Annotated in this window: 24 protein-coding genes and 1 tRNA gene; 14 read left to right on the top strand and 11 right to left on the bottom strand. The window is 74.1% G+C overall.

Features of this window, described 5'->3' with window-relative positions:
• Positions 1 to 165 precede the first annotated feature (165 nt).
• The 4 genes from nhaA (at position 166) to ADJ73_RS02510 (ending at position 4,184) form a co-directional block, all read left to right on the top strand.
• On the top strand, positions 166 to 1,470 hold the full coding sequence (gene nhaA / locus ADJ73_RS02495) for a Na+/H+ antiporter NhaA (RefSeq protein ID WP_050346959.1): 1,305 nt from the start codon (positions 166 to 168) through the stop codon (positions 1,468 to 1,470).
• Positions 1,467 to 2,333, top strand: coding sequence for a YwiC-like family protein (locus ADJ73_RS02500; protein ID WP_082176684.1), 867 nt, complete (start codon positions 1,467 to 1,469; stop codon positions 2,331 to 2,333). The genes nhaA and ADJ73_RS02500 overlap by 4 nt, the downstream gene beginning before the upstream one ends.
• Before the next feature lie 164 nt (positions 2,334 to 2,497).
• Positions 2,498 to 3,154 (top strand): phage holin family protein, encoded by a 657-nt coding sequence (locus ADJ73_RS16430; RefSeq protein WP_082176685.1) that lies wholly within the window; start codon positions 2,498 to 2,500, stop codon positions 3,152 to 3,154.
• Positions 3,155 to 3,254: 100 nt separating this feature from the next.
• Positions 3,255 to 4,184 (top strand): alpha/beta fold hydrolase, encoded by a 930-nt coding sequence (locus tag ADJ73_RS02510; RefSeq protein ID WP_253272647.1) that lies wholly within the window; start codon positions 3,255 to 3,257, stop codon positions 4,182 to 4,184.
• A gap of 250 nt (positions 4,185 to 4,434) precedes the next feature.
• Here the strand turns inward: ADJ73_RS02510 and ADJ73_RS02515 are convergent, their stop codons facing one another.
• Genes ADJ73_RS02515 through nth form a run of 3 tightly spaced genes read right to left on the bottom strand, consistent with a single transcriptional unit; the run spans position 4,435 to position 7,202 of the window.
• Positions 4,435 to 5,640 carry a MarP family serine protease gene (locus tag ADJ73_RS02515; RefSeq protein WP_050346961.1) on the bottom strand — a complete coding sequence of 402 codons (1,206 nt, stop codon included), beginning with the start codon at positions 5,638 to 5,640 and terminating at the stop codon, positions 4,435 to 4,437.
• A 3-nt stretch (positions 5,641 to 5,643) separates the two neighbouring features.
• Positions 5,644 to 6,399: an NUDIX hydrolase gene (locus tag ADJ73_RS02520; protein WP_253272648.1), complete on the bottom strand. Its 756-nt coding sequence runs from the start codon at positions 6,397 to 6,399 to the stop codon at positions 5,644 to 5,646.
• Positions 6,396 to 7,202, bottom strand: coding sequence for an endonuclease III (gene nth / locus ADJ73_RS02525; RefSeq protein ID WP_082176686.1), 807 nt, complete (start codon positions 7,200 to 7,202; stop codon positions 6,396 to 6,398). Before nth ends, ADJ73_RS02520 begins: the two co-directional genes overlap by 4 nt.
• 82 nt (positions 7,203 to 7,284) lie before the next feature.
• On the opposite strand from nth, the gene ADJ73_RS02530 reads away from it, so the two are divergent.
• A complete protein-coding gene (locus ADJ73_RS02530; protein WP_050346962.1) occupies positions 7,285 to 7,962 on the top strand; it encodes a Crp/Fnr family transcriptional regulator in 678 nt (225 codons plus the stop codon).
• On the opposite strand, the gene ADJ73_RS02535 is transcribed toward ADJ73_RS02530, so the two are convergent.
• The 4 genes from ADJ73_RS02535 to ADJ73_RS16805 are packed head-to-tail and all read right to left on the bottom strand — an operon-like array spanning position 7,944 to position 10,356.
• Positions 7,944 to 8,777, bottom strand: coding sequence for an MBL fold metallo-hydrolase (locus ADJ73_RS02535; RefSeq protein WP_050346963.1), 834 nt, complete (start codon positions 8,775 to 8,777; stop codon positions 7,944 to 7,946). The two genes, ADJ73_RS02530 and ADJ73_RS02535, sit on opposite strands and share 19 nt — an antisense overlap.
• The gene (locus ADJ73_RS02540; protein ID WP_082176687.1) at positions 8,774 to 9,679 is read right to left on the bottom strand and encodes an NUDIX hydrolase; all 906 of its coding nucleotides are present in this window, start codon (positions 9,677 to 9,679) and stop codon (positions 8,774 to 8,776) included. The genes ADJ73_RS02535 and ADJ73_RS02540 overlap by 4 nt, the downstream gene beginning before the upstream one ends.
• An 8-nt stretch (positions 9,680 to 9,687) precedes the next feature.
• Complete coding sequence (locus ADJ73_RS02545; protein ID WP_050346964.1) at positions 9,688 to 10,164, bottom strand: RidA family protein; 477 nt, start codon at positions 10,162 to 10,164, stop codon at positions 9,688 to 9,690.
• A 36-nt stretch (positions 10,165 to 10,200) separates the two neighbouring features.
• Complete coding sequence (locus ADJ73_RS16805; RefSeq protein ID WP_156188078.1) at positions 10,201 to 10,356, bottom strand: DUF4177 domain-containing protein; 156 nt, start codon at positions 10,354 to 10,356, stop codon at positions 10,201 to 10,203.
• A gap of 50 nt (positions 10,357 to 10,406) precedes the next feature.
• Between ADJ73_RS16805 and ADJ73_RS02550 the strand changes: the two genes are divergently transcribed.
• Together ADJ73_RS02550 and ADJ73_RS02555 are read left to right on the top strand one after the other, a co-directional pair.
• Positions 10,407 to 11,444, top strand: a complete 1,038-nt coding sequence (locus tag ADJ73_RS02550) for an ArsA-related P-loop ATPase (protein ID WP_050346965.1) — start codon at positions 10,407 to 10,409, stop codon at positions 11,442 to 11,444.
• On the top strand, positions 11,441 to 12,640 hold the full coding sequence (locus tag ADJ73_RS02555) for an ArsA-related P-loop ATPase (RefSeq protein ID WP_082176688.1): 1,200 nt from the start codon (positions 11,441 to 11,443) through the stop codon (positions 12,638 to 12,640). The genes ADJ73_RS02550 and ADJ73_RS02555 overlap by 4 nt, the downstream gene beginning before the upstream one ends.
• Positions 12,641 to 12,735: 95 nt before the next feature.
• On the opposite strand, the gene ADJ73_RS02560 is transcribed toward ADJ73_RS02555, so the two are convergent.
• Positions 12,736 to 13,062 carry a WhiB family transcriptional regulator gene (locus ADJ73_RS02560; protein ID WP_050349210.1) on the bottom strand — a complete coding sequence of 109 codons (327 nt, stop codon included), beginning with the start codon at positions 13,060 to 13,062 and terminating at the stop codon, positions 12,736 to 12,738.
• Positions 13,063 to 13,249: 187 nt separating this feature from the next.
• Between ADJ73_RS02560 and ADJ73_RS02565 the strand changes: the two genes are divergently transcribed.
• Positions 13,250 to 15,733 carry a penicillin-binding protein gene (locus ADJ73_RS02565; protein ID WP_050346966.1) on the top strand — a complete coding sequence of 828 codons (2,484 nt, stop codon included), beginning with the start codon at positions 13,250 to 13,252 and terminating at the stop codon, positions 15,731 to 15,733.
• Positions 15,734 to 15,751: 18 nt separating this feature from the next.
• Here ADJ73_RS02565 and ADJ73_RS02570 read toward each other — a convergent pair whose 3' ends face one another.
• Positions 15,752 to 16,204, bottom strand: coding sequence for a GatB/YqeY domain-containing protein (locus ADJ73_RS02570; protein ID WP_050346967.1), 453 nt, complete (start codon positions 16,202 to 16,204; stop codon positions 15,752 to 15,754).
• 122 nt (positions 16,205 to 16,326) lie between these two features.
• On the opposite strand from ADJ73_RS02570, the gene ADJ73_RS02575 reads away from it, so the two are divergent.
• The 5 genes from ADJ73_RS02575 to ADJ73_RS02595 all read left to right on the top strand — a co-directional run bounded on the left by ADJ73_RS02575 (position 16,327) and on the right by ADJ73_RS02595 (position 21,305).
• Positions 16,327 to 17,259: a metallophosphoesterase gene (locus ADJ73_RS02575; RefSeq protein ID WP_050346968.1), complete on the top strand. Its 933-nt coding sequence runs from the start codon at positions 16,327 to 16,329 to the stop codon at positions 17,257 to 17,259.
• A 61-nt stretch (positions 17,260 to 17,320) separates the two neighbouring features.
• Positions 17,321 to 17,397 (top strand) — tRNA-Pro (locus tag ADJ73_RS02580).
• A 177-nt stretch (positions 17,398 to 17,574) separates the two neighbouring features.
• Positions 17,575 to 18,741 carry an NAD(P)/FAD-dependent oxidoreductase gene (locus tag ADJ73_RS02585; RefSeq protein WP_156188079.1) on the top strand — a complete coding sequence of 389 codons (1,167 nt, stop codon included), beginning with the start codon at positions 17,575 to 17,577 and terminating at the stop codon, positions 18,739 to 18,741.
• A 195-nt stretch (positions 18,742 to 18,936) separates the two neighbouring features.
• Positions 18,937 to 20,148 carry a globin domain-containing protein gene (locus ADJ73_RS02590; RefSeq protein ID WP_050346970.1) on the top strand — a complete coding sequence of 404 codons (1,212 nt, stop codon included), beginning with the start codon at positions 18,937 to 18,939 and terminating at the stop codon, positions 20,146 to 20,148.
• 65 nt (positions 20,149 to 20,213) lie between these two features.
• Positions 20,214 to 21,305 (top strand): threonine aldolase family protein, encoded by a 1,092-nt coding sequence (locus ADJ73_RS02595; protein ID WP_050346971.1) that lies wholly within the window; start codon positions 20,214 to 20,216, stop codon positions 21,303 to 21,305.
• A gap of 82 nt (positions 21,306 to 21,387) precedes the next feature.
• Here ADJ73_RS02595 and ADJ73_RS02600 read toward each other — a convergent pair whose 3' ends face one another.
• On the bottom strand, positions 21,388 to 22,899 hold the full coding sequence (locus ADJ73_RS02600) for an amidohydrolase (RefSeq protein ID WP_050346972.1): 1,512 nt from the start codon (positions 22,897 to 22,899) through the stop codon (positions 21,388 to 21,390).
• A 119-nt stretch (positions 22,900 to 23,018) separates the two neighbouring features.
• On the opposite strand from ADJ73_RS02600, the gene rocD reads away from it, so the two are divergent.
• The gene (rocD, locus tag ADJ73_RS02605; RefSeq protein WP_050346973.1) at positions 23,019 to 24,236 is read left to right on the top strand and encodes an ornithine--oxo-acid transaminase; all 1,218 of its coding nucleotides are present in this window, start codon (positions 23,019 to 23,021) and stop codon (positions 24,234 to 24,236) included.
• 22 nt (positions 24,237 to 24,258) lie between these two features.
• On the opposite strand, the gene ADJ73_RS02610 is transcribed toward rocD, so the two are convergent.
• Positions 24,259 to 24,909, bottom strand: coding sequence for an NAD(P)-dependent oxidoreductase (locus ADJ73_RS02610; RefSeq protein WP_050346974.1), 651 nt, complete (start codon positions 24,907 to 24,909; stop codon positions 24,259 to 24,261).
• Positions 24,910 to 25,018 lie beyond the last annotated feature (109 nt).

A 25,018-nucleotide genomic window follows, 5' to 3' on the forward strand; every position in this document is an offset into this window, starting at 1 on the left:
GCCGTTGCGGTGCAGCCGCCCGAGGTGTTCACCGGACCTTCCCGGGGAGGTCATGGGGTGGACATGAGCCCCGGCGGTCGCAGCCGCGATAGGATGGTCGACTGGTGTGCCGGGAAGTCTGGTCGGCGACGTGATCTCTCGACCCCTCATCCGGAAGGCCCCCGCATGTCCACCCCCTCCCGCCTCTTCAGCCGTGGCACCTGGGCCGAGACCCAGCGCATCACGGCCGCGCTGCGCACCGAGACCGTCGGCGGAGCCGTGCTGCTCGTCGCCGCCCTCGCCGCCCTCGTGTGGGCCAACACCCCCTGGCGCGAGTCGTATGCCGCGCTCCGCGACCTGCACCTCGGGCCCGCCGCCCTGCACCTGGACCTGTCCGTCGGCCACTGGGCCGCCGACGGGCTCCTCGCGATCTTCTTCTTCGTGGCGGGCGTCGAGCTCAAGCACGAGTTCACGCGCGGCGACCTGTCCGACCCTCGCAAGGCCACCGTCCCCGTGGCGGCCGCATGCGCCGGGGTGCTGCTGCCGGCGCTGATCTTCCTGGCGGTCACCGGGATCCGTGGTGGGGGCGGCGACGTGATGCGGGGCTGGGCGGTGCCCACGGCCACCGACATCGCGTTCGCGCTCGCCGTGCTCGCCGTGATCGGCACGCACCTGCCGTCGGCGCTGCGGTCCTTTCTGCTCACCCTCGCGGTGGTGGACGACCTCATCGCCATCACGATCATCGCCGTGGCCTACACCTCCTCGCTGCAGGTGTGGGCGCTGCTCGGGGCGCTGGTGCCGCTGCTGCTCTTCGCGCTGGCGACGCGGCGCGGCTGGACCTCCCCGCTGCTGCTGGTCCCGCTGGCGCTGGTGACGTGGTGGCTGGTGCACCTGTCGGGCGTGCACGCCACCGTCGCCGGCGTCCTGCTGGGCCTGGTGACCCCGGTGGACGTCGGGCACCGGCTCGAGCACCGGGTCCGGCCGGTCTCCGCGGGCCTCGCGGTGCCGCTGTTCGCGTTCTTCGCGGCCGGGGTGACGGTGGTCGGGGGCGGCTTCGGCGACGCGGTGCGCGACCCCGCGGCCCAGGGCGTCGTGGCGGGGCTCGTGGTCGGCAAGTTCGTCGGGATCCTCGGGGGCACCTGGCTGCTCGCGCGGTTCACCCGCGCCGAGCTGGACGAGGACCTGTCCTGGTCCGACCTCGCGGGGCTGTCGCTGCTCGCCGGGATCGGCTTCACCGTCTCGCTGCTGGTGGGCGAGCTCGCCTACGGCCCCGGCTCGCCGCGGGACGAGCACGTCAAGCTCGCGGTGCTCGTCGGGTCGCTGCTGGCGGCGGTGCTGGCGACCGTGGTGCTGCGGCGGCGCAACCGCCACTACGCGCTGGTGGAGGCCCGGGAGGCGGAGGACCTCGACGCCGGCGGCGTGCCGGACGTCTACGAGCGGCACGACCCCGCCGCGGGCGCCGGCGGCCGGGGTGGCACGCTGTCGTCATGACGCGCCGCGCCCCACGACCGCCCGGGTGGGTGCCGCAGCAGCACGGAGCCTGGGCGATGCTCGTCGTCCCCGCCGTCGTCGGCACCACCCTGCTGGTGCGCGACCACGGCTGGCGCTGGGTGGCGCTCCCGGTCCTCGGGGTCACCCTCGTCGGCTACCTCGCCCTCAACGCGGTGACGCTGTGGCTCAAGGCGCGTCGCAAGCCGCGCTATCTCCCCCCGGTGCGCGCGTATGCCGCCACCGGCGCCCTCCTCGGCCTCGGCGTGCTGGCGACGGGGCCCGGGCTCGCGGGGTGGCTGCTCGTGGCGGCGCCCCTGCTCGCGGTGGCGCTGTGGCTGGCGTCGCAGCGGCGGGACCGAGCGCTGCTGAGCGGCGTGGTCACCGTGGCCGCCGCCTGCCTCCTCACCCCGGTGCTGTGGAGCGCGGGGCTGCCGGCCCGGGCGCCGCTGGGCGCCCTCAGCGCCGTCGCCGACGTCGCCCGGGGAGCCGGGGCGGTCCCGGCCCAACGGTTCGGTGTCGTGGTCTTCGCGACCATCGTCGAGCTGGCCTACTTCGTCGGGACGGTGGTCTACGTCAAGACGATGATCCGCGAGCGCGGCCAACGCTCGTGGTGGCGGGCATCGATCGGCTACCACGCGGCCGCGACCGCAGCCCTGGTGGCGGCGGCATGGTCCGGCATACCGGCGGGCGTCTCGGGGGTGGCCCGGTGGGGGTTGGCCGTGGTGCTGGGACTGGCCACCGCGCGAGCGTGGCTCATGCCGGTGCTGGGACCGCTGCGGGGACGACGGATCACGCCGCTGCAGGTGGGGCTGCTGGAGATCGGTTTCAGCGTGGCCGTGCTGGTCGGGCTGCTGCTGGCGTGAGGCAGCGGTCGGATGCGCCTCGACGGGCGGGACGGACCGGCGAGTGTGCGGAGTTCCTGCTGCCGACACCCGTTGTGGGTATGGTTTCTGCTGAATGTGTGCATGACATGACCGATCGCGGGAGACCATCGGATCGCTCGCCGAGCCACCAGAGGAGCACCCCCATGTCGACGTCGTACAACGAGCAGGAGCACGAGGCCCGTCGCGCTTACCGCGACCGTGAGGCGCGGTCCTACGGGCACGACACGTCCGCGCGCACCATCGGCCAGCTCGTGGCCGACGCGACCCAGGACGTCTCGAGCATCCTGCGCAACGAGATCCAGCTGGCCAAGTCCGAGGTCAAGACCGACGTCGCCAAGGCCGGCAAGGGCATCGGCATGTTCGCCGGCGCGGGGGTCCTCGCCTTCCTCGCCCTGATCCTGCTGCTCATCGCGCTGGCCTACGGCCTCATCGCCCTCGGGCTGGCCCCTTGGCTGGCGTTCCTGATCGTGGCGGTGCTGCTGCTCGTCGTGGCCGGCATCCTCGCGATGATCGGCAAGGGCGCCCTCGCCAAGGCGAAGTTCAAGCCGGAGCGCACGATCCGCAACGCGCAGGAGACCGTCGAGGCCCTCAAGCCCAGCATCCCCGGGGCCGCGTCGTCCGCGTCGACGACCTCGCCGTCGGCGTCCTCCTACGGCTCGGCCTCCTACACCTCGCACTCGACCACCGCGCACTCGACCACGGACACGGGCCGGGTCGCCGGCGAGACCCAGGGCGCGCACCGCGTCGATGCCGACTCGGTCACCCGCACCGACACGGACGCGACGTCCACGCGCGTCTGACCTCGATCGCCCGCGGCCGGGCCGCCCCTCCTCGCGAGGGGCGGCCCGGCCGTTTGCGTGTCGCTCGCACCGGCCGCCCCGCTTTGCAAGGATGGCGGCGATGACCGATGGCACGATGCGCGATGCCGCCAGCACCCTGGTCGAGGGGCCGTGGCGGCATCGTTTCGTGTCGGCCAACGGCGCTCGCTTCCACGTGGCCGAGCTGGGCGACGGCCCCTTGGTGCTGCTGCTGCACGACTTCCCCGAGTTCTGGTGGGCCTGGCGTCACCAGCTGGTGACGCTCGCCGAGGCGGGGTGGCGGGTCGCGGCGCTCGACCTGCGGGGATTCGGTGCCAGCGACAAGCCACCGGTGGGCTACGACACGTTCACGTCGGCCGCGGACGCCGCCAGCGTGGTGCGCTCCCTCGGCGAGGGCTCGGCCGTCGTCATCGGCCAGGGTCTCGGTGCCTGGATCGCGTGGTCGATGCCCTCGCTGCAACCCGACGTCACCCGCGCGGTCGTGGCGCTGGGGTGCCCGCACCCGCTGGCGCTGCGCGCGGCCTCCTTGACTCTGCCCACCCAGCTCCAGGCGGGCCGCACCTTCGCGGGGCTGCAGCGGCCGTTCGTGCCCGAGCGGCAGATGGGCGACCCGGCGTCGGGATACGTCGCCCGGCTCCTCACGGAGTGGTCGGCGCCCGGCGCGAACTGGCTGGACGTGGCCATCACGAGCCGGTATGCCGACCAGATGGCCCTGCCCTTCGTGGCGCACTCCGCCGCGGAGTACTACCGCTGGATGGCCCGGTCACAGCTGTGGGTCTCCGGGCGACGCTGGGCGGCGGCGCTGCGCCGCCCCATCACCGTGCCCGTGCTGCACCTGCACGGAGCGCAGGATCGAGCCGTGCTGCCCGAGACCATGGGCGGGTCCATGCGGTATGCCGCCGCCGGTCTCGACGCCCACCTGCTCCCGGGCGTCGGCCACTTCGTCGCCGAGGAAGCGCCGGTGCGGGTCTCGACCGCGATCGGCGAATGGCTGGCCGCGCTGCCACGCTGAGGGCGCCCGATGGGCCCCCGATCGACCAGCACCACACCCCCCCATCGTTGAGAGGCGACAAACCGGGGTCAGCGGACCTGGATGACCCCGGTTTGTCGCCTCTCAACGGGTTAAGGGGGCAGGGAAGGGGGGCGGGCAGGGGCGCCCACCCGACCACAACCACACCCGAAGGTGCGGTTTGCGTCGCTGACAGGCCCCGAGGCGACCACAGGCACACCCGAGGGTGCGGGATTCGTCGCCAGCCGGTCGGTCAGCCCACGGTGCAGCGGCCGGTGGCGGCGGGCGCCGTGCTGGTCGCACCGGCCGCCACGGCCTCCTGGGTCGCGCTGGTCGTCAGGGCGTAGCCGGTGCTGGGGTCGTCCACCGACTGCGCGAAGATCGTGCCGGCCACGCGTCCGTCGGTCGTGAGCAGCGGGCCTCCGGAGTTGCCGGGGCGCACGGTGGCGTAGAGGGAGTAGACCTGGCGGAGCGCGCCAGCGCTGCCGTAGATGTCGGACCCGCGCGCGGCCATCACGGACCGGACCCGGGCTGCCCCGAGTCGGTAGGGCCCGCCACCGGGGAAGCCGGCCACCACGGCGCCGGCGTTGGCCGGCAGGGTGCCGGCGACCTGCAGCGGGGCGGCCTGCAGCTCGGGCACGAGCAGCACGGCCACGTCGAGGCGGGGGTCGAAGGCCACGACGGTGGCGGCATACGCGCGGCCCTCGCCGCCGGCCTGGACACGCACCTGGGTGGTGCCGGCGACCACGTGGGCGTTGGTGACGACGCGGTGGGGCGCGGTCACCCAGCCGCTGCCGTCCTGCTGGCGGCGGCAGGACGGGGCGTCCCCGACGACCTTGACCACCGAGCGCCGCGCGGCGACGACGCCGGGGGTCTGGGCGACGCGCGGGTCGGGCGGCTGGGCCGGGGCGATCGGCTCGGCGCCCAGCCCCTCGAAGACGCGAGGGAAGTCGCTGGCCTCCAGCTGGCTGCGGAACCCCGCGAAGACCCGTCCCACCTGCGCCGGCATGACGGCGTCGATGCCCCGCAGCACCCGGGAGCCGGCCACGGTCCGCGCGACGCCGCCCGGCGCCGCCAGCCGCAGCGTGTCCCCCGCGAACCAGGCCAGCGCGGCCACCACCAGCACCGACGCGACCGCGCCCGCGAGGGCATCGACCAGCTGGGTGGGCCGCAGCCGGTTGTGAGCCCGCAGTCCCGCCCCCAGGCGGCCGAGCAGCAGCTGCCCGAGGCTCGCGATCACCAGCACCCCGAGGCACAGCGCCCCGGCGCGCAGCGGCAGCGAGCGCTGCAGCGCAGCCACGTCGTCCAGCAGCGGCGGCAGCAGCCACATCCCGAGCGCCGCCCCACCCACGAGCCCTGCCGTCGAGAAGGTCGCGAGCACGAAGCCGTGGCGCCACCCGTTGAGGGCGGCCGACAGCAGCAGCAGCGCCAGCAGCACGTCCACGAGCAGGGGATCCACGCGTCAGCCCCACATCCGGTCCGGCAGCGTCTCGAGCCGGCCCGTGTCCCAGGGCTGCTCGAGGCCGGACAGGTGGAGGAGCTTGGCGAGGACGCCGGCGGTGAAGCCCCACACGAGCAGCCCGTCGACCTCGAAGGCCGGCCCGCGGTAGCCGCTGGGGTGGGTCACCACGAACCGGTTGGCGGGGTCGACGAGCTCGCTGATGGGAGCGCGCAGCACCGACGCCACCTCGAGCGGGTCGCCCTGGGACAGCGGGTGCGGCGACCGCCACCAGCCCAGCACCGGGGTCACCCCGAAGTCGCGGTGCGGCATGTAGAGCTCGGGCACGGTGGCCAGGATCTCGACGGTGTCGCGCCGCAGCCCGACCTCCTCGGCGGCCTCCCGCAGCGCCGCGTCCACGACGTCGCGGTCGCCGGGGTCGACGGAGCCGCCGGGGAAGGCCACCTGCCCGGCGTGGGACCGCATGGTGTGGGAGCGCTCGGTGAGCACGACGTCGTGCTGGGTGGGGTCGTCGTCGCGGGGCCCGACCAGGACGAGCACCCCCGCACGCCGCCCCGCCCCCGCCTCCGGCGGCAGGAACCGGGAGTAGTAGCTCGGTGGCGTCGCTCCGATCTGGGTCACGAGGTGGTCCAGCCAGTCGGGCCGCTCCGCCGTGGGCCCCCGGTCCACGTATGCCGCACCCCCCGCCCGCTCCGTGCCGTCGTCAAGGGGGCTGAGCGGGTCCTCGCGGTCCCAGAAGCCGTCCCGCCGCTCGGTCACCGGACCTCCTCGGCCCAGCGGGCGGCCAGACCGCTGGGCGCCGCGCCGAGCCGGGCGGGCCAGGGCGCGCCGGGCGCCAGCTCGTAGGCCGCCAGCTTGCGGGCCTTGACCGGGTCCGTCTCGCCCGCGCCGTAGGAGGGGCACAGCCCGGCGACGGGGCACACGCCGCACGCCGGCTTGCGGGCGTGGCAGATGCGCCGGCCGTGGTAGATGAGGACGTGGGACAGCATGGTCCAGTCCTTGCGCGGGAAGAGCGCGCCGACCTCGTGCTCGACCTTGACCGGGTCGTCCTGGTCGGTGAGCCCCAGCCGGCGCGCGAGCCGACCGAAGTGGGTGTCGACGGTGATGCCGGGGACGTCGAAGGCGTTGCCGAGGACGACGTTGGCGGTCTTGCGGCCCACCCCGGGCAGGGTGACCAGGTCCTTGAGCCGCCCGGGCACCTGCCCGCCGAACCGCTCGACCAGCGCGCCGCCCAGCTTGATCAGGGAGTCCGTCTTGGCGCGGAAGAACCCCGTCGGGCGGATCAGCTCCTCGAGCTCGGTGCGGTCGGCGGCGGCATACGCCGCGGCGTCGGGATAGCGCGCGAAGAGGGTGGGGGTGACCTTGTTGACCCCCACGTCGGTGGTCTGGGCGGACAGCACGGTGGCCACGAGCAGCTCGAGCGGGGTGGTGAAGTCCAGCTCGGCGATCGCGTAGGGGTAGGTGTCGTGAAGGACGCGGTAGATCTTGCGGGCGCGACGGGTGAGGGCGAGCGCGCTCTCCCCGGTCGGGGTGGGTCGCGAGGCGGGATCGAGGGTGGCCACGGCGTCAGGCTACCCGCGGGCGCCGACATACCCCGGGGGAGGACTTCCGGTGCCTGCACGTGACTGGTGGCACAATGACCGCGTGGACAACGACGTGGTGAGAAGGTCTCCGCTCTTCGCGGCGCTCGACGACGAGGCTGCCGGCGCGCTGCAGGCCTCGATGAGTCCGGTGCACCTGGAGCGCGGCGAGGTGCTCTTCCACGAGGGCGCCCAGGGGGACGCCCTCTACGTGATCCGCGACGGCAAGGTCAAGCTCGGCCGCACCTCCGGCGACGGCCGCGAGAACCTCTTTGCCGTGCTGGGTCCGGGCGAGATGTTCGGGGAGCTGTCGCTCTTCGACCCGGGCCCGCGCACCCTGACGGCCACGGCGGTGGCGGAGACCGAGCTGGTGGGGCTCGGCCACGACAGCCTGCGCACCTGGCTGCAGGGTCGCCCGGACCTGTCGCTGACCTTGCTGCAGGCGCTGGCCAGGCGGCTGCGGCGCACCAACGAGTCGCTCGCCGACATGGTCTTCACCGACGTGCCCGGCCGGGTGGCCAAGGCGCTGGTCGACCTGTCGCGCAGGTTCGGCCGGCCGTGCGAGGACGGCGTCCTCGTGGCGCACGACCTCACGCAGGAGGAGCTGGCCCAGCTGGTGGGCGCCTCCCGCGAGACCGTCAACAAGTCGCTGGCCGACTTCGCGAGCCGCGGCTGGATCCGGCTCGAGGCGCGGGCGGTCGTCCTGCTCGACATCGAGCGGCTCTACCGCCGCGCCCGCTGACCCCGCTCGAGGTAGCCCAGCTGGGCGAGGACGCTCAGCCGCGCCGCGGGCCAGACCTCGCGGGGGACGTCGGCATACACCCGCGCGACGACCTCGTCGGCGGTCGTGTCCCCCGCGGCGAGGGCAGACCGCACCTGATCGAGCCGGTCCGCGCGGTGCTGCAGGTAGTAGGCCACGGCGTGGTCGGCGGCCGTCACCGTGGGCCCGTGACCAGGCAGGATGCGGGTGACGGCCCCGGAGCCGGTGAGGGACCGCAGCCGTCGCAGCGACGCCAGGTAGTCCTCGAGGACCCCGTCCGGGTGGGCCACCACCGTCGTGCCGCGCCCGAGCAGCGTGTCTCCGGTGAGCACGGCGTTGTCGGCCGCGACCACGAAGGACACGGAGTCGCCCGTGTGGCCGGGGGTCGCGAGCACGACCACCTCCAGCTCCCCGACCCGTATGACGGAGCCCTCGTGCAGGTCCTGCGGCCCGCTGCCGATCGCGCGCACCGTGGTCCCGGTCAGCTCCGCGAACCTCGCCGCGCCCTCGGCGTGGTCGGGGTGGCCGTGGGTCAGCAGGGTGTGGGTGACCCGGGCCCCTCGTGCGGTCGCGGCCGCCAGCACCGCCTGCAGGTGAGCCTCGTCGAGGGGGCCGGGGTCGACGACGGCGACCTGCTCGCTGCCCGGCTCGGACAGCAGCCAGGTGTTGGTCCCGTCGAGGGTCATCGGCCCGGGGTTGGGCGCGAGGACGCAGGTCGCCCGCTCGGTCACCGCGCCGCCGAGCCAGGGCGTGGCGGTCGGGGGCGGTGGCGCGAGCCGGGCGCCGGGGGCGGTCACGAGGCGGCTCCGGTGTCGGGCACCCGCGCCCGCATCCAGATGCCGCCCTCGTCGTCCTCGACCAGGTGCGGCGAGATCGACCAGACCAGGGGCTCCTCGGCGACGAAGGCCGCCGAGGAGGCCGCGCGGGCCAGCTCCTCGACCGCCACGATCGTCGGCGGCAGCATCAGCACGGAGCCGTCGGCCGCGCCGGCGAGCACGTCGGCCGGGCGCCACCACCCCGCCGCGTCGGCCTCGGAGGTGGCGTCGTCGGGGACCTGCCCGGTCGGGAGCAGCGCCGCGAAGAACGCCGTGTCGTAGCGGCGCGGCTCGAACTCCGGGGTGACCCAGTGGGCGCGGTAGGACAGCAGGTCGGACCGCAGCACCAGCCCGCGCCGCCGCAGCAGCTCGGTGAAGGACAGCTCGCGCGCCTCGAGCGCCACCCGGTCGGCGTGCCAGCCGGCGTCGCGCACGTCGGCGACCACCGAGCCGGCATCGGGCCCGGCCAGCAGCACCCCGCACTCCTCGAAGACCTCCCGCACCGCCGCCACGACCAGCTGCTGCGCGACGTCCTCGGGGCAGTCCATCCGCTCGGCCCACCGCGCGGGCGACGGCCCGGCCCAGTGGTCGGCCACCAGGGCGGGGTCGGCGTCGCGCGGGTCCACCCCGCCGCCGGGGAAGACCATCATGCGCGGCGCGAAGGCCATCGAGGCGACGCGGCGCAGCATGAACACCTCGACACCGTCGGCAGACCCACCGCCCGGGGCACCACCGGTGCGCGCCTCGCGCACCAGCTGCACGGTGGCGGCATACCGCGGCTCCTGGTAGCGGCGCACCTCGGCGTCACCGTCGAGCCACGCCCGCGCGCGCGACCCGAGCCCACCCGCGGGGAAGTCGCGCACGACGCCGTGCTCGCGCTCCACGCCGCTGCTCAGTCGTCGGCGAGCGCGACGGTGATCTCGAGCTCGACCGGCGCGTCCAGCGGCAGCACGACGACCCCGACCGCGGACCGCGCGTGCACGCCGTGCTCGCCGAAGGCGTGGCCGAGCAGCTCGCTCGCGCCGTTGACGACGCCGGGCTGGCCGGTGAACGACGGGTCGCTCGCCACGAACCCGACCACCTTGACGACCTGGGCCACCCGGTCCAGGTCACCGACGACGGACTTCACGGCGGCGATGGCGTTGAGGGCGCACACCTGCGCGAGCTCCTTGGCGCGCTCGGGGGGCACGAGCCCGTCGCCCTCGCCGACCTTGCCCGTCTCGGCGAGGGAGCCCTGCACCATCGGCAGCTGCCCGGAGGTGTGGATCCGGCGGCCGTCCTGCAGCGCCGGGACATAGGCCGCGACCGGGGCCGCGACGTCGGGGACCGACAGCCCCAGCTCGGCCAGGCGACGCTCGACTTCACTCATGGCATGTCTCCTTCGACGGACGCTCGCGTATGCCGCTCAGCCCTGCTTGGGCCGCTTGAGGTAGGCCACGAGGTTGCCCTCCGGACCCTGCAGCACCTGCACGAGCTCCCAGCCGTCCTCGCCCCACTGGTCGAGGATCTGCTTGGTGGCGTGGACGATCAGCGGCACGGTGGCGTACTCCCAGGTGGTCATGTCGGCACTCTATCCACCACCACCGACAGCGGGAGCACTAGCCTGTCACCATGCCGATCGCCGCCCCCGGGTCCCCCGCCGGCCCGCGGCGTCGACCGAGGCTCCACGTCGTCACCGGCAAGGGCGGGACGGGCAAGACCACCGTGGCGGCCGCGCTCGCGCTGGCCCTGGCCGAGCGGGGTCGCCGGGTGCTGCTGGCCGAGGTGGAGCAGCGGCAGGCGCTGGCCCCGGTGCTCGGGTGCAGCCCCGTGGGGGACCACGAGCGGCTTGTGCAGACGACCCCCGCGGGCGGGGAGCTCTACGCCCTGGCCGTCGACCCGCGCGCCGCCCTGATGGAGTACCTCCGGCTCTACTACAGGCTCGGGCCCGCAGGGGCGCTGCTCGACCAGGTCGGGGCCGTGGAGTTCGCGACCGACATCGCGCCCGGGCTCGCGGACGTGCTCGTGATGGGCAAGCTCTACGAGGCGACCCGCCGCACCCCGGCCCACCAGCGGCCCCGCGGCGCCCCGGACCATTACGACCAGGTCGTGGTGGACGCGCCCCCGACGGGACGGGTCGTGAGATTCCTGGAGGCCAACACGCAGGTCGCCGACCTCGCCAAGGTCGGCCCGATCCGGCACCAGGCCGACGCCGTGACGACGTTGGTGCACTCCGACCAGGTCGTCGTGCACCTCGTGACCCTGCTCGAGGAGATGCCCGTGGCCGAGACCGTCGAGGCGGTGGCCCAGCTGCGCGAGGCCGGCCTGCACCCGGGGATGGTGGTCGTCGACCAGGTGCGGGACGACGGCCTGTCGGAGGGGGACCTGGACGTCTTCGACGCGGTCGTGGACGACCGGGTGGGGGCCTCGCAGGTGGCGGACGCGCTGCGCCGCGCGGGCGCACCCGACCCGGACGCGCTGGCGGCCGGCCTCGTCGCCCATGCCCGTGACCACGCGGCCCGGCTGGAGGCCGAGGGCGCCCAGCAGGAGCTGCTCGACCCGCTGGGCCTGCCCACGGTGCTGCTCCCCCACCTGCCCGCAGGGGTGGGGCCGCGAGGGTTGCGGGAGCTGGCGCGGTCGGTGGCCGAGCAGGTGGGTGAGGACCTGTGACCCATGACGAGACCCGGCCCGCCGAGGCGGCACGGGACGCGGCGGCACGGCATACGGAGGAGCGGCATACGGAGGAGCGGCTCACCGACCTGGTGCGCGACCCACGCACCCGGGTCGTGCTCTGCTGCGGCTCGGGAGGGGTGGGCAAGACGACCACCTCGGCCGCGCTGGCGCTGGACGCGGCGGAGGCCGGCCGACGCGTCGTGGTGCTGACGATCGACCCGGCCCGGCGGCTCGCGCAGGCCCTCGGGCTGGCCGAGCTCGACAACACGCCGAGGCGGGTGGCGGGGGTGGACGAGTCCGCGGGCGGCCACCTCGACGCGATGATGCTGGACATGAAGCGCACCTTCGACGAGGTGGTGCTCGCCCACGCGTCGCCGCAGGCCGCGGAGCAGATCCTGGCCAACCCGTTCTACCGCTCGGTGTCGAGCTCCTTCGCGGGCACCCAGGAGTACATGGCGATGGAGAAGCTCGGGCAGCTGCGCGCCGAGGCCGACCGCGACGGGCGCTGGGACCTCATCGTCGTGGACACGCCACCGAGCCGGTCGGCGCTGGACTTCCTGGACGCGCCGGCGCGGCTGGGGTCCTTCCTCGACGGCCGGCTGGTGCGGCTGCTCACCGCCCCGGCGCGGGTCGGCGGCCGCCTCGGGGTCCGCACGCTGACGGGCGGGATGTCGCTGGCGGCCGGGGTGCTCGGCAGGCTGCTCGGGGGCCAGCTGCTGGCGGACGTGCAGACCTTCGTGCTGGCGCTGGACACGATGTTCGGCGGCTTCCGCGAGCGGGCCGACCGCACCTATGCCCAGCTGTCCGAGCCGGGCACGGCCTTCGTCGTCGTGACCACCCCCGAGCCGGCGGCCGTGCGGGAGGCCGACTACTTCGTGCGGCGGCTGCGCAGCGAGGAGATGCCGCTCGCGGCCCTGGTCGTCAACAGGCTCGTGCGCCCGGTGACGGGGACACCGGGCGCACGAGAGATGCGGGCGCTGGCCGAGCGCGTGACGGGGGAGGACGACGCCGCGCGGGCGGCGCGGGTCCTGCTGACGACGGGTGCGGCCTCGGACGACGTGGCCCAGCGGCACGCCGAGGTCGTGGCCGAGCAGCGGAGGCTGCTGCCGGGGTTGCTGGTGCCGCAGGTGCCGGTCGCGGCCACCGACGTCCACGACCTCGAGGGCCTGCGCGGGGTCGCGGCGTCGCTGTGAGCGAGCCCGAGCGACCTGGCCGGACCGGCTCGGCCGCTCGTCAGATGATCAGGTGAGGTCAGGCGTCAGCCGGCATACGCCTCGGGCCGGACGCGTCAGGCGACCTTGTGGTCCTTGCTGCGCGTCATCATGGCCTCGAGGACGGGGCGCCAGCTGCGGACGTCCGGGCGACGCTTGAGCAGGGCGCGACGCTCGCGCTCGGTCATGCCACCCCACACGCCGAACTCCGTGCGGTTGTCAAGGGCGTCGGCCAGGCACTCGGCGATGACGGGGCAGCCGACGCAGATCTGCTTCGCCTGCTGCTGGGCGGCACCTTGGACGAACAACGCGTCCGGATCCTGGGTGACGCAGTTGCCGAGCGGCGCCCACTCCTGGATCCACTGTCCGGCACGCTCCCCCGCGCGCGCAGTCAGAACAGTCATGTCGTCTGCCTCCCAGATGTTCACCCATGAGGGTACGTGTCTGCTGATTCCGGCCCAATGACTCGATCAGGCGGTTACGGTGGTCCAGAAGGACTAGTCACTGCGCTGCCGGGTCAGGCTCTCAGGCTGTAAACGCGCACGTCCTCGGTGGGTTACGGGTGGGTCGAAAAAAAGTACGCTGGGCCCCATGAAGCAGGGACGACTGAGCGCCATCCCCACCGTGATGAGCCTGTTGACGGCCTTCCTCGCGGTGGCGGTGGTCGGCGGATTCCTCGGCGCGGGGCTGCTGATCCCGGCGACGGCGCTGATGGGGACCGTCGTCAAGTCCGGGGTCGAGGTCTACGAGGAGCTGCCGACGGAGTTCACCTCCGTGGTGCCCGAGCAGCAGTCCGAGATCCTCGCGGCGGACGGCAAGACGGTCATCGCGACGCTCTACGTCCAGAACCGCATCATCGTCCCCATCACGGCGATCTCCCCCTGGATGCAGAAGGCCCAGGTGTCGATCGAGGACCACCGCTTCTACGAGCACGGCGGCGTCGACCTCGAGGGCATCGGCTCGGCCGTGGCGGGGGCTGCGATGGGCGGCGCGCCGCGCGGTGCCTCCACCCTCACCCAGCAGTACGTCAAGGTCACCCTCGAGAAGTCCGCCCTGGACCGCGGTGACACCCAGGCGGCCAAGGCCGCCAAGGCGGTCACGGCGTCCCGCAAGCTCCAGGAGCTGAAGTACGCCGTCCAGGTCGAGAAGCAGATGACCAAGGAGCAGATCCTCCAGAACTACCTCAACCTCGTCTACTTCGGGGACCAGGCGTATGGCGTGGAGGCCGCCGCCCGTCACTACTTCCGCACCACCGCGGCCAAGCTCACGGTCCCGCAGGCGGCGACCCTGGCCGGCGTGGTGCAGCAGCCCGGGGCCAACGACCCGATCCGCAACCCCAAGGCCGCGCTGGCCCGCCGCAACGTGGTGCTGGACGCGATGCACCGCTACGGGTACATCGACGCCAAGCAGCTCGCGGCCGCGAAGGCCTCGCCGCTCGGCGTCGTCAAGTCCGACCCGCCCAAGAACAGCTGCGCGGCGGCGACCTACCCCTTCTGGTGCGACTACGTCGTCAACTACCTCAAGACGCTGCCGGCGCTCGGGGCGACCCCGCAGGAGCGCGAGGGGCGGGTCCTGCGTGGCGGCTACCGCATCGTCACGACCATCGACCCCGAGCTGCAGAAGCAGGCAGCCGCCTCGATGGGCCGGGTGATCTCGGCGCAGGACTACCCGAAGTTCGGGTCCGCCGCGACCACCGTGGAGACCAGCACCGGCAAGATCCGGGCGATGGTGCAGTCCACGGGCTACAACCCCTCGGGCAAGGCGGCGCCCGGATCGACCCAGGTCAACTGGGCCGCCGACTACCGCTACGGCGCGTCCGGCGGCTTCAGCGTGGGGTCGACGATGAAGCTCTTCGCCGTCGTCGAGGCGCTCAAGCAGGGCAAGGGCGAGAGCTACCCGATCCCGGGGATCCGCCCGCCCGGCACGCCGTGGTACCCCCGCGAGTTCCAGGCCGGCTGCCAGCCGGGCGGCCCGCTGAAGATCGGCAACGCCGAGGGCGACAACCCCAAGCCCGGGGAGACCATCGGCGGGGCCACCCGCAACTCGATCAACACGGCCTTCCTCGCCCTCTCCGCGGACATCGGGACGTGCAACATCCGCAACACCGCGCTCGAGATGGGGATGCACAACTCCAGCCGCGCCTCCGAGGCGCCGGACGGCAAGCCGCTCAGCACCTACCCCCAGATCCTGCTGCTGGGTGAGGACGCCAGCCCCGAGACCATGGCGTCGATGTACGCCATCATCGCCAACCGCGGCATCTCCTGCCCCAACACCCCCATCGAGGCGATCACCGACAGCGCCGGCAAGAAGGTCGACCTCAAGCTGCCCGGCTGCAAGCGGGTGCTGGACGAGAACATCGCCAACCAGGCGGCCGGGATCTTCCAGGGCGTCATGACCGACGGCACCGGCAAGGCCCGCCAGATCGGTCGGCCCGCCATCGGCAAGACCGGCACCGACGCCGACAACGAGACCTGGTTCGTCGGGGCCACCCCGCAGTACTCCACCGCCGTGTGGGCCGGCACCCCCGACAGCAACGACGGCTCGTGGCGCAACCTGCGGCTGCACGCCACGGACGGCAGCTCGCAGTTCTACCCCAAGGCGATGGGCTACCTGATCCCCGGACCGATCTGGCAGGGCATCATGAGCGCCGCCCACGAGGGCCTGCCGGTCGTGCCCTTCGGCAACGCCGCGCAGCCCGTCGCGGACGGCACCAGCACCGCGATCCCCGACGTGGGGGGCATGTCGGTGGAGGAGGCCACGACCACCCTGGAGGCGGCCGGCTTCCAGGTGACCGTGGGCGGCCGGGTCGCCTCCGGCTACCCCCGCGGCACCGTGGCCCGGACCCGACCCACCAGCCAGGCGCCCAAGGGCAGCACGATCACGCTGCGGGTCTCCACCGGTCAGCGCGCCCGCGCGGCGGCTCCGCGGCCCAACGCGCCGGCGCCCGCGGCGCCGGCTCCGGCACCCGCAGCACCTGCTCCGGCAGCTCCTGCCCCGGCAGCACCCGCTCCGGCGCCTGCCGCGCCGGCCCCGGCCGCTCCGCCTGCTGCGCCGCCGGCCCCGGCGCCCCGCTGACCCTCGCGTCGAGGGGCGTCAGGACGCCAGGGCCCGCCGCACCGCGGCCGCGACCCGGCCACCCTCTGCCCGGCCGGCGGCCTTGGCCTGCGCGACCTTCATGACCTGACCCATCTGCGCCATCCCCGTGGCGCCGGTCTCGCCGACCGCCTCGGCCACCAGCGCCTCGATCGCCGCGTCCTCCAGCTGCGCCGGCAGGTATCCCTCCAGCACCTCCCGCTCCGCCGTCTCCGCCGCGGCCAGCTCCTCGCGGCCCGCCGCCTGGTAGGCCTCCACCGCGTCGGTCCGCTTCTTGGCCTCCTTGGCCAGCACCTTCAGGACCTCGTCGTCGGTCAGCTCGTGCGCCGTGCCCGCCACCTCGGCGGTGGTCACGGCCGTCAGCGCCATCCGCAGCGTGGCGGTGCGCACCTTGTCGTGGGCGCGCATCGCCTCGGTCAGGTCGTGCTGCAGGGTCTGCTTCAGAGTGGTCATGGGCCCAGTCTGCTCCCCCCGGCCCCGCGAGGGCACGCGCGTATGCCGCCACCGCCCCCGACGCAGCACGAAGGTCCGCGGTGGCACGGCATACGGCCGGGAAGTCTGCGACGATGACGGCGATGAAGACTCTGCTGCGCACCCTCGCCGGACTGACCGCGGCCGGCGCCGCGACGGTCGCCTACGCCTCGGTCGTCGAGCGCAACGCCTTCGTGCTGCGCCGCGTCACCGCGCCGGTGCTGCCCCGCGGCCAGGCGCCGCTGCGGGTGCTGCACCTGTCGGACATGCACCTGGTGCCCGGCCAGGAGCGCAAGGTCGAGTGGGTGCGCTCGCTCGCCGCGCTCGAGCCCGACCTGGTCGTCAACACCGGCGACAACCTCGCCCACCTGCAGGCCGTCCCGGTCGCGATGCGGGCGCTCGAGCCGCTGCTGGAGCTGCCGGGGGCCTTCGTGATGGGCTCCAACGACTACCTGGCCCCGCACGCCAAGAACCCGTTCACCTACTTCACCTCCGACCACGCGAGGGTGAAGGGCGAGCGGCGCACGCTCCCGACCGGGGACCTGATCGCCGGGTTCGAGACGGCCGGGTGGGTCAACCTCAACAACCACCGCTCGACCCTCGAGGTCGACGGCCGCGCCCTCGAGCTCATCGGCGTGGACGACCCCCACATCAGGCGCGACCGCTACGAGGAGGTCGCAGGGCCCGCCGACCCCGACGCCGACCTGACCGTCGGGATCGCCCACGCGCCCTACCTGCGCACCCTCGACGCCTTCGCCCACGACGGCGCCCGCCTGATCATCGCCGGGCACACCCACGGCGGCCAGGTGTGCGTGCCCTTCTACGGCGCACTGGTCACCAACTGCGACCTCGGCACCGAGCGGGTCAAGGGGCTGTCGCGCTGGTGGGAGGGCTGCGACAACGCCCCGTCCGACCAGGCCCCGACCGACGCCGCGTGGCTCAACGTCTCGGCCGGGCTCGGCACCTCGCCGTTCGCGCCGGTGCGGCTCGCCTGCCGACCGGAGGCCACGCTGCTGACGCTGCGCGCCCGCAGCTGAGCGCGGAGCCGGACGGATTCGTCTCCCGCGGCGTTCGTCGGCTATCCTCGACCAGTCATCACGGGGTGTGGCGCAGCTTGGTAGCGCGCGTCGTTCGGGACGACGAGGTCGCAGGTTCAAATCCTGTCACCCCGACCATGATCACCGGCCCTGGTCCGCAGCTCGCGGACCAGGGCCGGTGGCGTTGGCGGGGGTGGTCGAGCTGTCGGGCGCGGCCGCCCCGGCACCCGTGGTGGAGGCGGCTCCCGAATGACCCGGTTGCCCCCGGGTATGCGCCCGTGCGAAGCCGCCCACGCGCACCCGAGGGAGCACACCATGAGTCACGGACTGGTCGTCGTCGGATCCGGGCCGGCGGGCGTGTCCGCGGCCCAGGCCTACCGGGATGCGGGAGGTGACGGTCCCGTCGTCATCGTCAGCGCCGACATCGACCCGCCATACCAGCGACCCCCGCTGAGCAAGGACGTCCTGGCGGGCGTCGCCCCGGCCGAGCCCGTCCCGATCGACGAGGCGGACCCGGACCTGCAGGGGATCACCCTCCACCTCGGGACCCGCGTCGACCGGGTCGACCCCCAGCGGCAGGTGGTCCACGCGGGGGGCCGCGAGATCCCGTATGCCGCACTCGTGCTCGCCTCGGGGACGCACCCGGCACCGCTGCCCGGTGCGGACCCCGACGCCGAGGTCCGGCAGCTGCGCAGCCTCGCCGACGCGCGCCGGCTCGTGGAGGCCGCGACGCACGCCCGGACCGCGGTCGTGATCGGCTCCGGCTTCATCGGGTGCGAGGCCGCGGCATCCCTGGCGCGGCGGGGCGTCGACGTCACCGTCGTGACCACCGAGCGCGGCCCCCAGGTGGAGCGTCTCGGCGAGCGGGCGTCCCGGCTGCTGCGAGACTGGTTGACCGAGGAAGGCGTCGTCCTCGTCACGGACGTGCAGGTCACCGGGGTGCAGGCGCGCCGCGAGGTGCACCTGTCCGACGGCACCACCCACTCCCCCGACCTGGTGCTCGCCGCGCTAGGGGTGGCCCCCTCCACGGACTACCTGGAGGGCTCGGGCGTGCAGATGCACGAGGGACGCGTGGTCGTCGACGACCACCTGCGGACCTCGGTGCCGGGCGTGTGGGCGGCGGGCGACGTGGCCCGGGCCCACCACGCGGCCGCCGGCAGGCCCATCGAGGTGGAGCACTGGGGCGACGCGCTGACCATGGGCGAGATCGCGGCGCGCAACGCCGCCGGCGGGGACGAGGCGTGGGACGCGGTGCCGGGCTTCTGGTCCGAGATCGGCGACCGCACCCTCAAGTACACCGCCTGGGGCGACGGCTTCGACGACGTCCGGGTCGACGAGCGACCGGGCTCCCTGACCGTGTGGTACTCCCGCGACGGGGTCGTGGTCGGCGCCCTCACCTACGAGGCCGACGAGGACTACGAGCGGGCGGAGGCGCTGGTGCGCGACGGCGCCCCCATCGACGCCGTGCTCGCGCAACCCTGAGGGCCCAGGCGCCCCCGCGCCACCCCCCGCCACCCCGCGCCACCCCGCGATCGTGGTCCCTTTTGGTCACCTGCGCGCCAAAACCGACCACGATCGCGAGAGGGGGCGGCGGGGGGCGGATGGGGTTACCCTGACGGCGTTCCTTTTATTTCCATTTTTCTCAGTCCTGCGGGACCTGACCGAAGGAGCTCATCCGTGCTGTCCCCCGAGTCGACCGCCGTCGTCCAGGCCACTGCCGGCGTGGTTGCCGAGCACGCCGAAGAGATCACCAAGCGCTTCTACCCGCACATGTTCGCGGCGCACCCCGAGCTGCTCCGGGTGTTCAACAAGGCCAACCAGGCCATCGGCGAGCAGCCCAAGGCCCTGGCCGCCAGCGTCGTGGCCTACGCCGTCAACCTGATCGACCCGGACGCCCCGGACTTCACGCCGATCATGCAGCGCATCGCGCACAAGCACGTGTCGCTGGGGATCAAGAGCTACGAGTACACCATCGTCGGGCACCACCTCATGTGGGCGATCGGCGACGTGCTCGGCGACGCCGTCACCCCCGAGATCGCTGCGGCGTGGGACGAGGTCTACTGGCTCTTCGCGTGCCAGCTGATCGCCGAGGAGGGCAAGCTCTACGCGCTCGGCGGGACCGACCCCGAGCACCCGTGGCGTCGGTACTCCGTCGTGGAGCGCAGCGACGAGACCGAGGAGTCCTTCTCGCTGGTTATCAAGCCCGTCGAGGGCGACCTGCCGGAGCACCGCACCGGTCAGTACGTCGCCGTGGCGGTCGACCTGCCGGGCGGCGAGCGCCAGCCGCGGCAGTACACCATCTCCGGGGTGCCCGGGCGCGAGGCCTTCCGCCTCACCATCAAGCGCGTGCACGGCGGGGACGACGTGCCCGACGGCCAGGTCAGCAACTGGCTCGCCGACAACGCGGTCGTCGGCACCGTGCTGGACGTGTCGCAGCCCGCCGGCGACGTCATCCTCGACGACTCCGAGGACCCGCTGGTGCTCGTCTCCGCCGGCATCGGGATCACCCCCATGGCCGCGATCCTGGAGGACCTGTCCCAGCGGCAGCCGCACCGCTCGGTGCGCGTCTTCCACGCCGACCGCTCGCACGGGACGCAGGCGCTCTACACCTCGATGCGCGGGCAGGCCGAGGCGATGCACGACGTGGTCGGTCAGTTCTGGTACGAGGAGGACGCCGAGAACGCCCCCACCATCCACCCGGCGCGCGCCGGCCTCATGGACCTGACGGACGCCGAGATCCCTTCGGGCGCCAAGGTCTTCATGTGTGGCCCGCTGCCCTTCATGCAGGCCGCCCGCAAGGCGCTCCTGGCCAAGGGCGTCCCGGCCGAGCACATCCGCTACGAGGTCTTCGGCCCCGACCTGTGGGCGCAGAACCCGGACGCCGCCTGACCGACGCGCACCGACGGCCCGCCCAGCACCCAGGGGCGGGCCGTCCGCGTGCCAGGATCAGCCGTATGACGCGCACCCCGGCCCCCGATGACCGTCTCGAGGCAGCGAAGGGCGGCTGCACCGACTGGTTCGCGAGGCCGCCGGTGACGATGGCGGACGAGCTGCGGGCGCTGGCCTCGGTGGCGGGTGCGGACTCGACCGAGCGTGACCTCTACGGGGACGGCGGCCCGGTGGCGCTGCTGGAGGCCCGGGTGGCGCAGGAGCTCGCGGCCGAGGCTGCGGTGTTCTTCCCGAGCGGGGTGATGGCCCAGCAGGCGGCGCTGCGGGTCTGGTGCGACCGCAGCGGGTCGCGGCGGGTGGCGATGCCGGACCTGTCGCACCTGCTGGTGCACGAGGAGGACGGCCCGCGGGTCCTGCACGGCTTCGAGGTGTGCCACCTGACCACCGGCCCGGTCACGCCCACAGCGGTCGACGTGGAGGCGCTGCCCGGCCACGTCGGCGCCGTCCTCGTGGAGCTGCCGCTGCGGGACGGCGGCTACCTGCTCCCGGACCTCGTTGAGCTGCAGGCGATCTCGGCCACCTGCCGGTACCGCTCGATCCCGCTGCACCTCGACGGGGCGCGGCTGTGGGAGGCGGCGGCCGGCCTCGGCGTGCCGCCCCACGAGGTGTCCGCCCTCGCCGACTCCACCTACGTGTCCTTCTACAAGGGGCTCGGCGGCCTCGCGGGGGCCGCGGTCGGCGCGAGCGCGGACGTGGCCGAGGAGCTGCGGCTGTGGCGGCGGCGGCTGGGCGGGACGGTCTTCACGGCATACCCGGTCGCGCTGGCGGCGCTGCACGGGCTGGAGACGATGCTGCCGAGGATGGGTGAGCTGCACGCGTACGCCCGGGAGCTCGCGGCGGCCCTGCCCGGGCGGGGGTTCGTGGTGGCGCCGCAGGAGGTGCGGTCGCTGGCGTTCCGGGTCTTCGCGCCGGGGACGCCGACCGAGCTGCGGGATCGGGCGGTGTCGGTGATGGAGCGGGACCGGGTGGCGCTGCCCCACCAGTGGCGCGCGGCGGACCTGCCCGGGTGGGTGTGGACCGAGGTCACCGTGACGCCGCACGTCGCGGCCCGCCCGATCGAGGCGTCCGCCGAGCTGCTGGGCCGGCTCCTGGGTTGACCGGCCGTCGGTCGGGCTGCGCCGGACGGGATCGGGTGGGGTCCACCAGCGTCCTCGCTGGTGGACCCCACCCGATCCCGCCTCAGGCGCCGTGCACCACCCGCCCGGCCACCACCGTCAGGGTCGGCCGCAGCCCGCGCAGACGTGCCCCCACCTCGGCCGAGTCCCCGTGCCACACCGTCGGATCGGCGTCGAGCAGGACGAGGTCGCCGCGCGCGCCGCGCGTCACGCGCTGGCCGTCCACCGAGGCGGCGAAGGCCTCCCGCACCGTCAGGGCCTGCTCCGGGTGCCAGGCCCCGCGCTCGTCGGCCGAGCGGTGCACGGCGGCCGCCATGGCGAGCCACGGGTCCAGCGGGGACACGGGGGCGTCCGAGCCCAGGGCCAGACGCACCCCGGCGTCGGCCATGGCCCGCAGCGCGAAGCAGCGGTCGGTGCGGTCGCCCCAGCAGGTCTCTGTCACGTCCCGGTCGTCGAGCAGGTGGGCGGGCTGGACGCTGGCCCGGAGGCGGAGGGCCGCCATCCGGGGCACGTCCTGCCACCGCACGAGCTGGGCGTGCTCGAGGGAGCCGCGCGCCCCCGTCGCCTCGAACGCGTCGAGGGCGTCGCGCACCGCGGCGTCCCCGATCGCGTGGACCGCGCACTCGAGCCCCGCGGCGTGCGCCCGGGCGGCGACCTCGCGCAGCCGCTCCGGCGGGTAGTTCTGCACCCCGTGATCGCCGCCGCCGCCGTAGGGCGCGCAGCAGAAGGCGGTCCGGGTGTTGAGCGAGCCGTCGCTGATGATCTTGAGCGGCCCCATGGTCACGAGTCCGCTGTCCCCCAACGGATCTCCGGTGCGGAGCCCGCGCCCGACGACATCGTCCAGGCCGTCCTCGTAGGTCGCCGTGACGACGCGCAGCGTGTCCAGGCCCCGCGCGACCCGGTCGGGCCAGGGGCCGTAGGACCCGCTGAACTCCAGGTCGACGATCCCCACGACGCCTCGTGCCGCGGCGTCCTCCAGCGCGAGCCGCAGGCCGTCCTCGAGGTGCGGGTCGGGCCCGAACACCTCCGTCAGGCGGGCGTAGGCCGCGAACCACTCGGCCTCCTCCACCACGCCGGTGCCCTCGCCGGTCGGCAGGCCGAGCCGGCGCAGCGCGGAGGAGCTCAGCCAGCCGTGGTGGCCGTCCCCGCTGATGAGGACGACGGGGTGGGACCCGCAGACGGCGTCCAGCTCGGCGGCGGTGCCGCGGCGCGACCACCCGGCGGAGCGGTGGCCCCACGCGTGGACGACGCTGCCGGGGTCCCCCTCGCCCAGCTGCGCGATGTGGTCGCGGAGCAGGGCGACCACCTCGTCCACGGACGAGGTGCCCGCCGTGTCGAGGCGCACCTGCTGCAGCGCCCACTGCTCGAGGTGCACGTGGTGGTCCCAGAGCCCCGGCGCGACGAAGCGGCCGCCACCGTCCACCACCGGCACGTCGGCGGGCGCGGTCAGACCGGCCGCCACCTGACGGATCATCCCGGCCTCCACGAGCACGTCCACCAGGTCGGGGGGACCCGCGGCGTCGTCGTCGAGGCCGATCGGGCGGACGTCACGGAGCAGGAGGCTGCGCGGGCTCACGCCTCGGACCCTAGCCCCTTCCCGGCCGTATGCCGGGGGCCTACCGTGGCATCAGGCCCCCGTCATACGGCCTTGACCACGCCCGTGCCCCGGGCCGACCGACCGAGGAGACCCGCACGATGACCCGCCCCACCACGACGTCCCAGCACATCGACCTCGTCGAGGCCACGTCCGCGCACAACTACCACCCGCTCGAGGTGGTCCTCGCCCGCGGCGAGGGCTGCTGGGTCACCGACGTGGAGGGGCACCGCTACCTGGACGCGCTGGCCGGCTACTCGGCGCTCAACTTCGGGCACGCCAACGCCCGGCTGGTGCGGCGCGCGCAGGACCAGATGCACCGGCTGACGCTGACGTCGCGGGCCTTCCACAACGACCAGCTCGGCCCCTTCGCCCACGAGCTGGGGAGGCTGACCGGCAAGGAGCAGATCCTGCCGATGAACTCCGGCGCCGAGGCCGTGGAGACCGCCCTCAAGGTCGCCCGCAAGTGGGGCTACCAGGTCAAGGGGGTGCCCGAGGGCGAGGCGTCGATCGTGGTGATGGACGGCAACTTCCACGGCCGCACCACCACCATCGTGTCGTTCTCCGACGACAAGGAGGCCCGCGGCGACTACGGCCCCTACACGCCCGGTTTTCGGGCGGTGCCGTATGGCGATGCCGACGCGTTGCGGCGCGCCGTCGACGACACCACGGTCGCGGTGCTGCTGGAGCCGATCCAGGGCGAGGGCGGGGTCGTCCTGCCCCCGGAGGGCTACCTGCGGGAGGTGCGCGAGATCTGCTCGCAGACCCGCACGCTCATGGTCGCCGACGAGATCCAGTCGGGGCTCGCGCGCACCGGCCGGACCTTCGCCTGCGACCACGAGGACGTCGTGCCCGACGTCTACGTGCTCGGCAAGGCCCTCGGAGGCGGCATCATGCCGGTCTCGGCGGTGGCCGCGGACCGCGACGTGCTCGGGGTGATCACGCCGGGGACGCACGGGTCGACCTTCGGCGGCAACCCCCTGGCCGCGGCGATCGGCCACGAGGTGTGCCTGATGCTGCAGGAGGGCGAGTTCCAGCGCCGGTCGGCCGAGCTCGGCGCGCAGCTCGCGGCCGGCCTGGAGGCCCTGAGCGACCACGGCGTCGTCGCGGTGCGGGCGCGGGGCCTGTGGGCCGGCGTCGACGTCGACCCCTCGCTGATGTCGGGCCGTCAGCTCATCGAGCGGATGATGGCCCGCGGCGTCCTCGCCAAGGACACCCACGGCTCGACCATCCGCCTGGCGCCCCCGCTGGTCGCGACGGAGGACGACGTCGACCTGCTGGTGCGGGTGGTGCGGGAGTCGCTCGCCGACCGGGACTGAGGGGTGGGCGAGCCGGCGGGCGTCATACGGCCTGCAGGGCCTGCGCGATCGGGGTCTCGCCCGACGCGAAGCCGATCCGCCGGTGGATCGTGCCCCGGTCGGCCAGGGTGTCCACGACCGCCTGCGCCACGTCCGCGCGCGACACCTCCCCGCTCGCGGGGTGGTCGCCCACCTCGATCCGGCCCGTCGCGGGCCCGAGCGTGAGGGTCGTCGGGCCGAGGATGGTCCACTCCAGGTCCGTGCCGCGCAGGTGGTCGTCCGCGGCGGCCTTGGCCTCGGCGTAGGCGTGGAAGGGGTCGTCCTGCGCCACGCCGTGGTCCTTGCCCGCGCCGAGGTAGGACACCATGACGTAGCGCGGCACCCCGGCCTCCATCGCGGCCTGCATGCTGCGGATCGCCGCGTCGCGGTCCACCGCGTAGGTGCGCGACGGGTTGCCGCCGCCGGCCCCCGCCGACCACACCACCGCGTCGTGGCCCGTGATGATCTCCATGATCCCGGGGACGTCGAGCTGCTCCAGGTCGGCGACCACGGGCGTCGCACCGGTCGCGGCGACCTCCCGCTCGTGGTCGAGGTTGCGGACCACGGACGTGACCTCGTGCCCGGCCTGGACCAGCAGCGGGGCGAGCAGGAGGGCGACCTTGCCGTGGCCACCGAGGACGACGATGCGGGACATGCTGGCTCCTTCGCGGGGGGCGGTGCTGTCCCCCGCGTCAACGGCTCCCCGGCGTCGCGTGTTCCGAGGGTCTGTCGGTGGTCGTTGCTAGGTTCCCGTGCAGAGGACC

It is taken from the genome of Arsenicicoccus sp. oral taxon 190, assembly GCF_001189535.1.
In the GTDB taxonomy this organism is placed as follows: domain Bacteria; phylum Actinomycetota; class Actinomycetes; order Actinomycetales; family Dermatophilaceae; genus Arsenicicoccus.

Bases quoted from the DNA above. Each gene is read 5' to 3' on its own strand.
- rocD (WP_050346973.1), top strand. From the start codon at position 23,019: ATGACCCGCCCCACCACGACGTCCCAGCACATCGACCTCGTCGAGGCC.
- ADJ73_RS02545 (WP_050346964.1), bottom strand. From the start codon at position 10,164: ATGAGTGAAGTCGAGCGTCGCCTGGCCGAGCTGGGGCTGTCGGTCCCC.
- ADJ73_RS16805 (WP_156188078.1), bottom strand. From the start codon at position 10,356: ATGACCACCTGGGAGTACGCCACCGTGCCGCTGATCGTCCACGCCACC.
- ADJ73_RS02550 (WP_050346965.1), top strand. From the start codon at position 10,407: ATGCCGATCGCCGCCCCCGGGTCCCCCGCCGGCCCGCGGCGTCGACCG.
- ADJ73_RS16430 (WP_082176685.1), top strand. From the start codon at position 2,498: ATGTCGACGTCGTACAACGAGCAGGAGCACGAGGCCCGTCGCGCTTAC.
- ADJ73_RS02560 (WP_050349210.1), bottom strand. From the start codon at position 13,062: ATGACTGTTCTGACTGCGCGCGCGGGGGAGCGTGCCGGACAGTGGATC.
- ADJ73_RS02595 (WP_050346971.1), top strand. From the start codon at position 20,214: ATGACGCGCACCCCGGCCCCCGATGACCGTCTCGAGGCAGCGAAGGGC.
- ADJ73_RS02500 (WP_082176684.1), top strand. From the start codon at position 1,467: ATGACGCGCCGCGCCCCACGACCGCCCGGGTGGGTGCCGCAGCAGCAC.
- ADJ73_RS02575 (WP_050346968.1), top strand. From the start codon at position 16,327: ATGAAGACTCTGCTGCGCACCCTCGCCGGACTGACCGCGGCCGGCGCC.
- nhaA (WP_050346959.1), top strand. From the start codon at position 166: ATGTCCACCCCCTCCCGCCTCTTCAGCCGTGGCACCTGGGCCGAGACC.
- ADJ73_RS02565 (WP_050346966.1), top strand. From the start codon at position 13,250: ATGAAGCAGGGACGACTGAGCGCCATCCCCACCGTGATGAGCCTGTTG.
- ADJ73_RS02610 (WP_050346974.1), bottom strand. From the start codon at position 24,909: ATGTCCCGCATCGTCGTCCTCGGTGGCCACGGCAAGGTCGCCCTCCTG.
- ADJ73_RS02570 (WP_050346967.1), bottom strand. From the start codon at position 16,204: ATGACCACTCTGAAGCAGACCCTGCAGCACGACCTGACCGAGGCGATG.
- ADJ73_RS02510 (WP_253272647.1), top strand. From the start codon at position 3,255: ATGACCGATGGCACGATGCGCGATGCCGCCAGCACCCTGGTCGAGGGG.
- ADJ73_RS02585 (WP_156188079.1), top strand. From the start codon at position 17,575: ATGAGTCACGGACTGGTCGTCGTCGGATCCGGGCCGGCGGGCGTGTCC.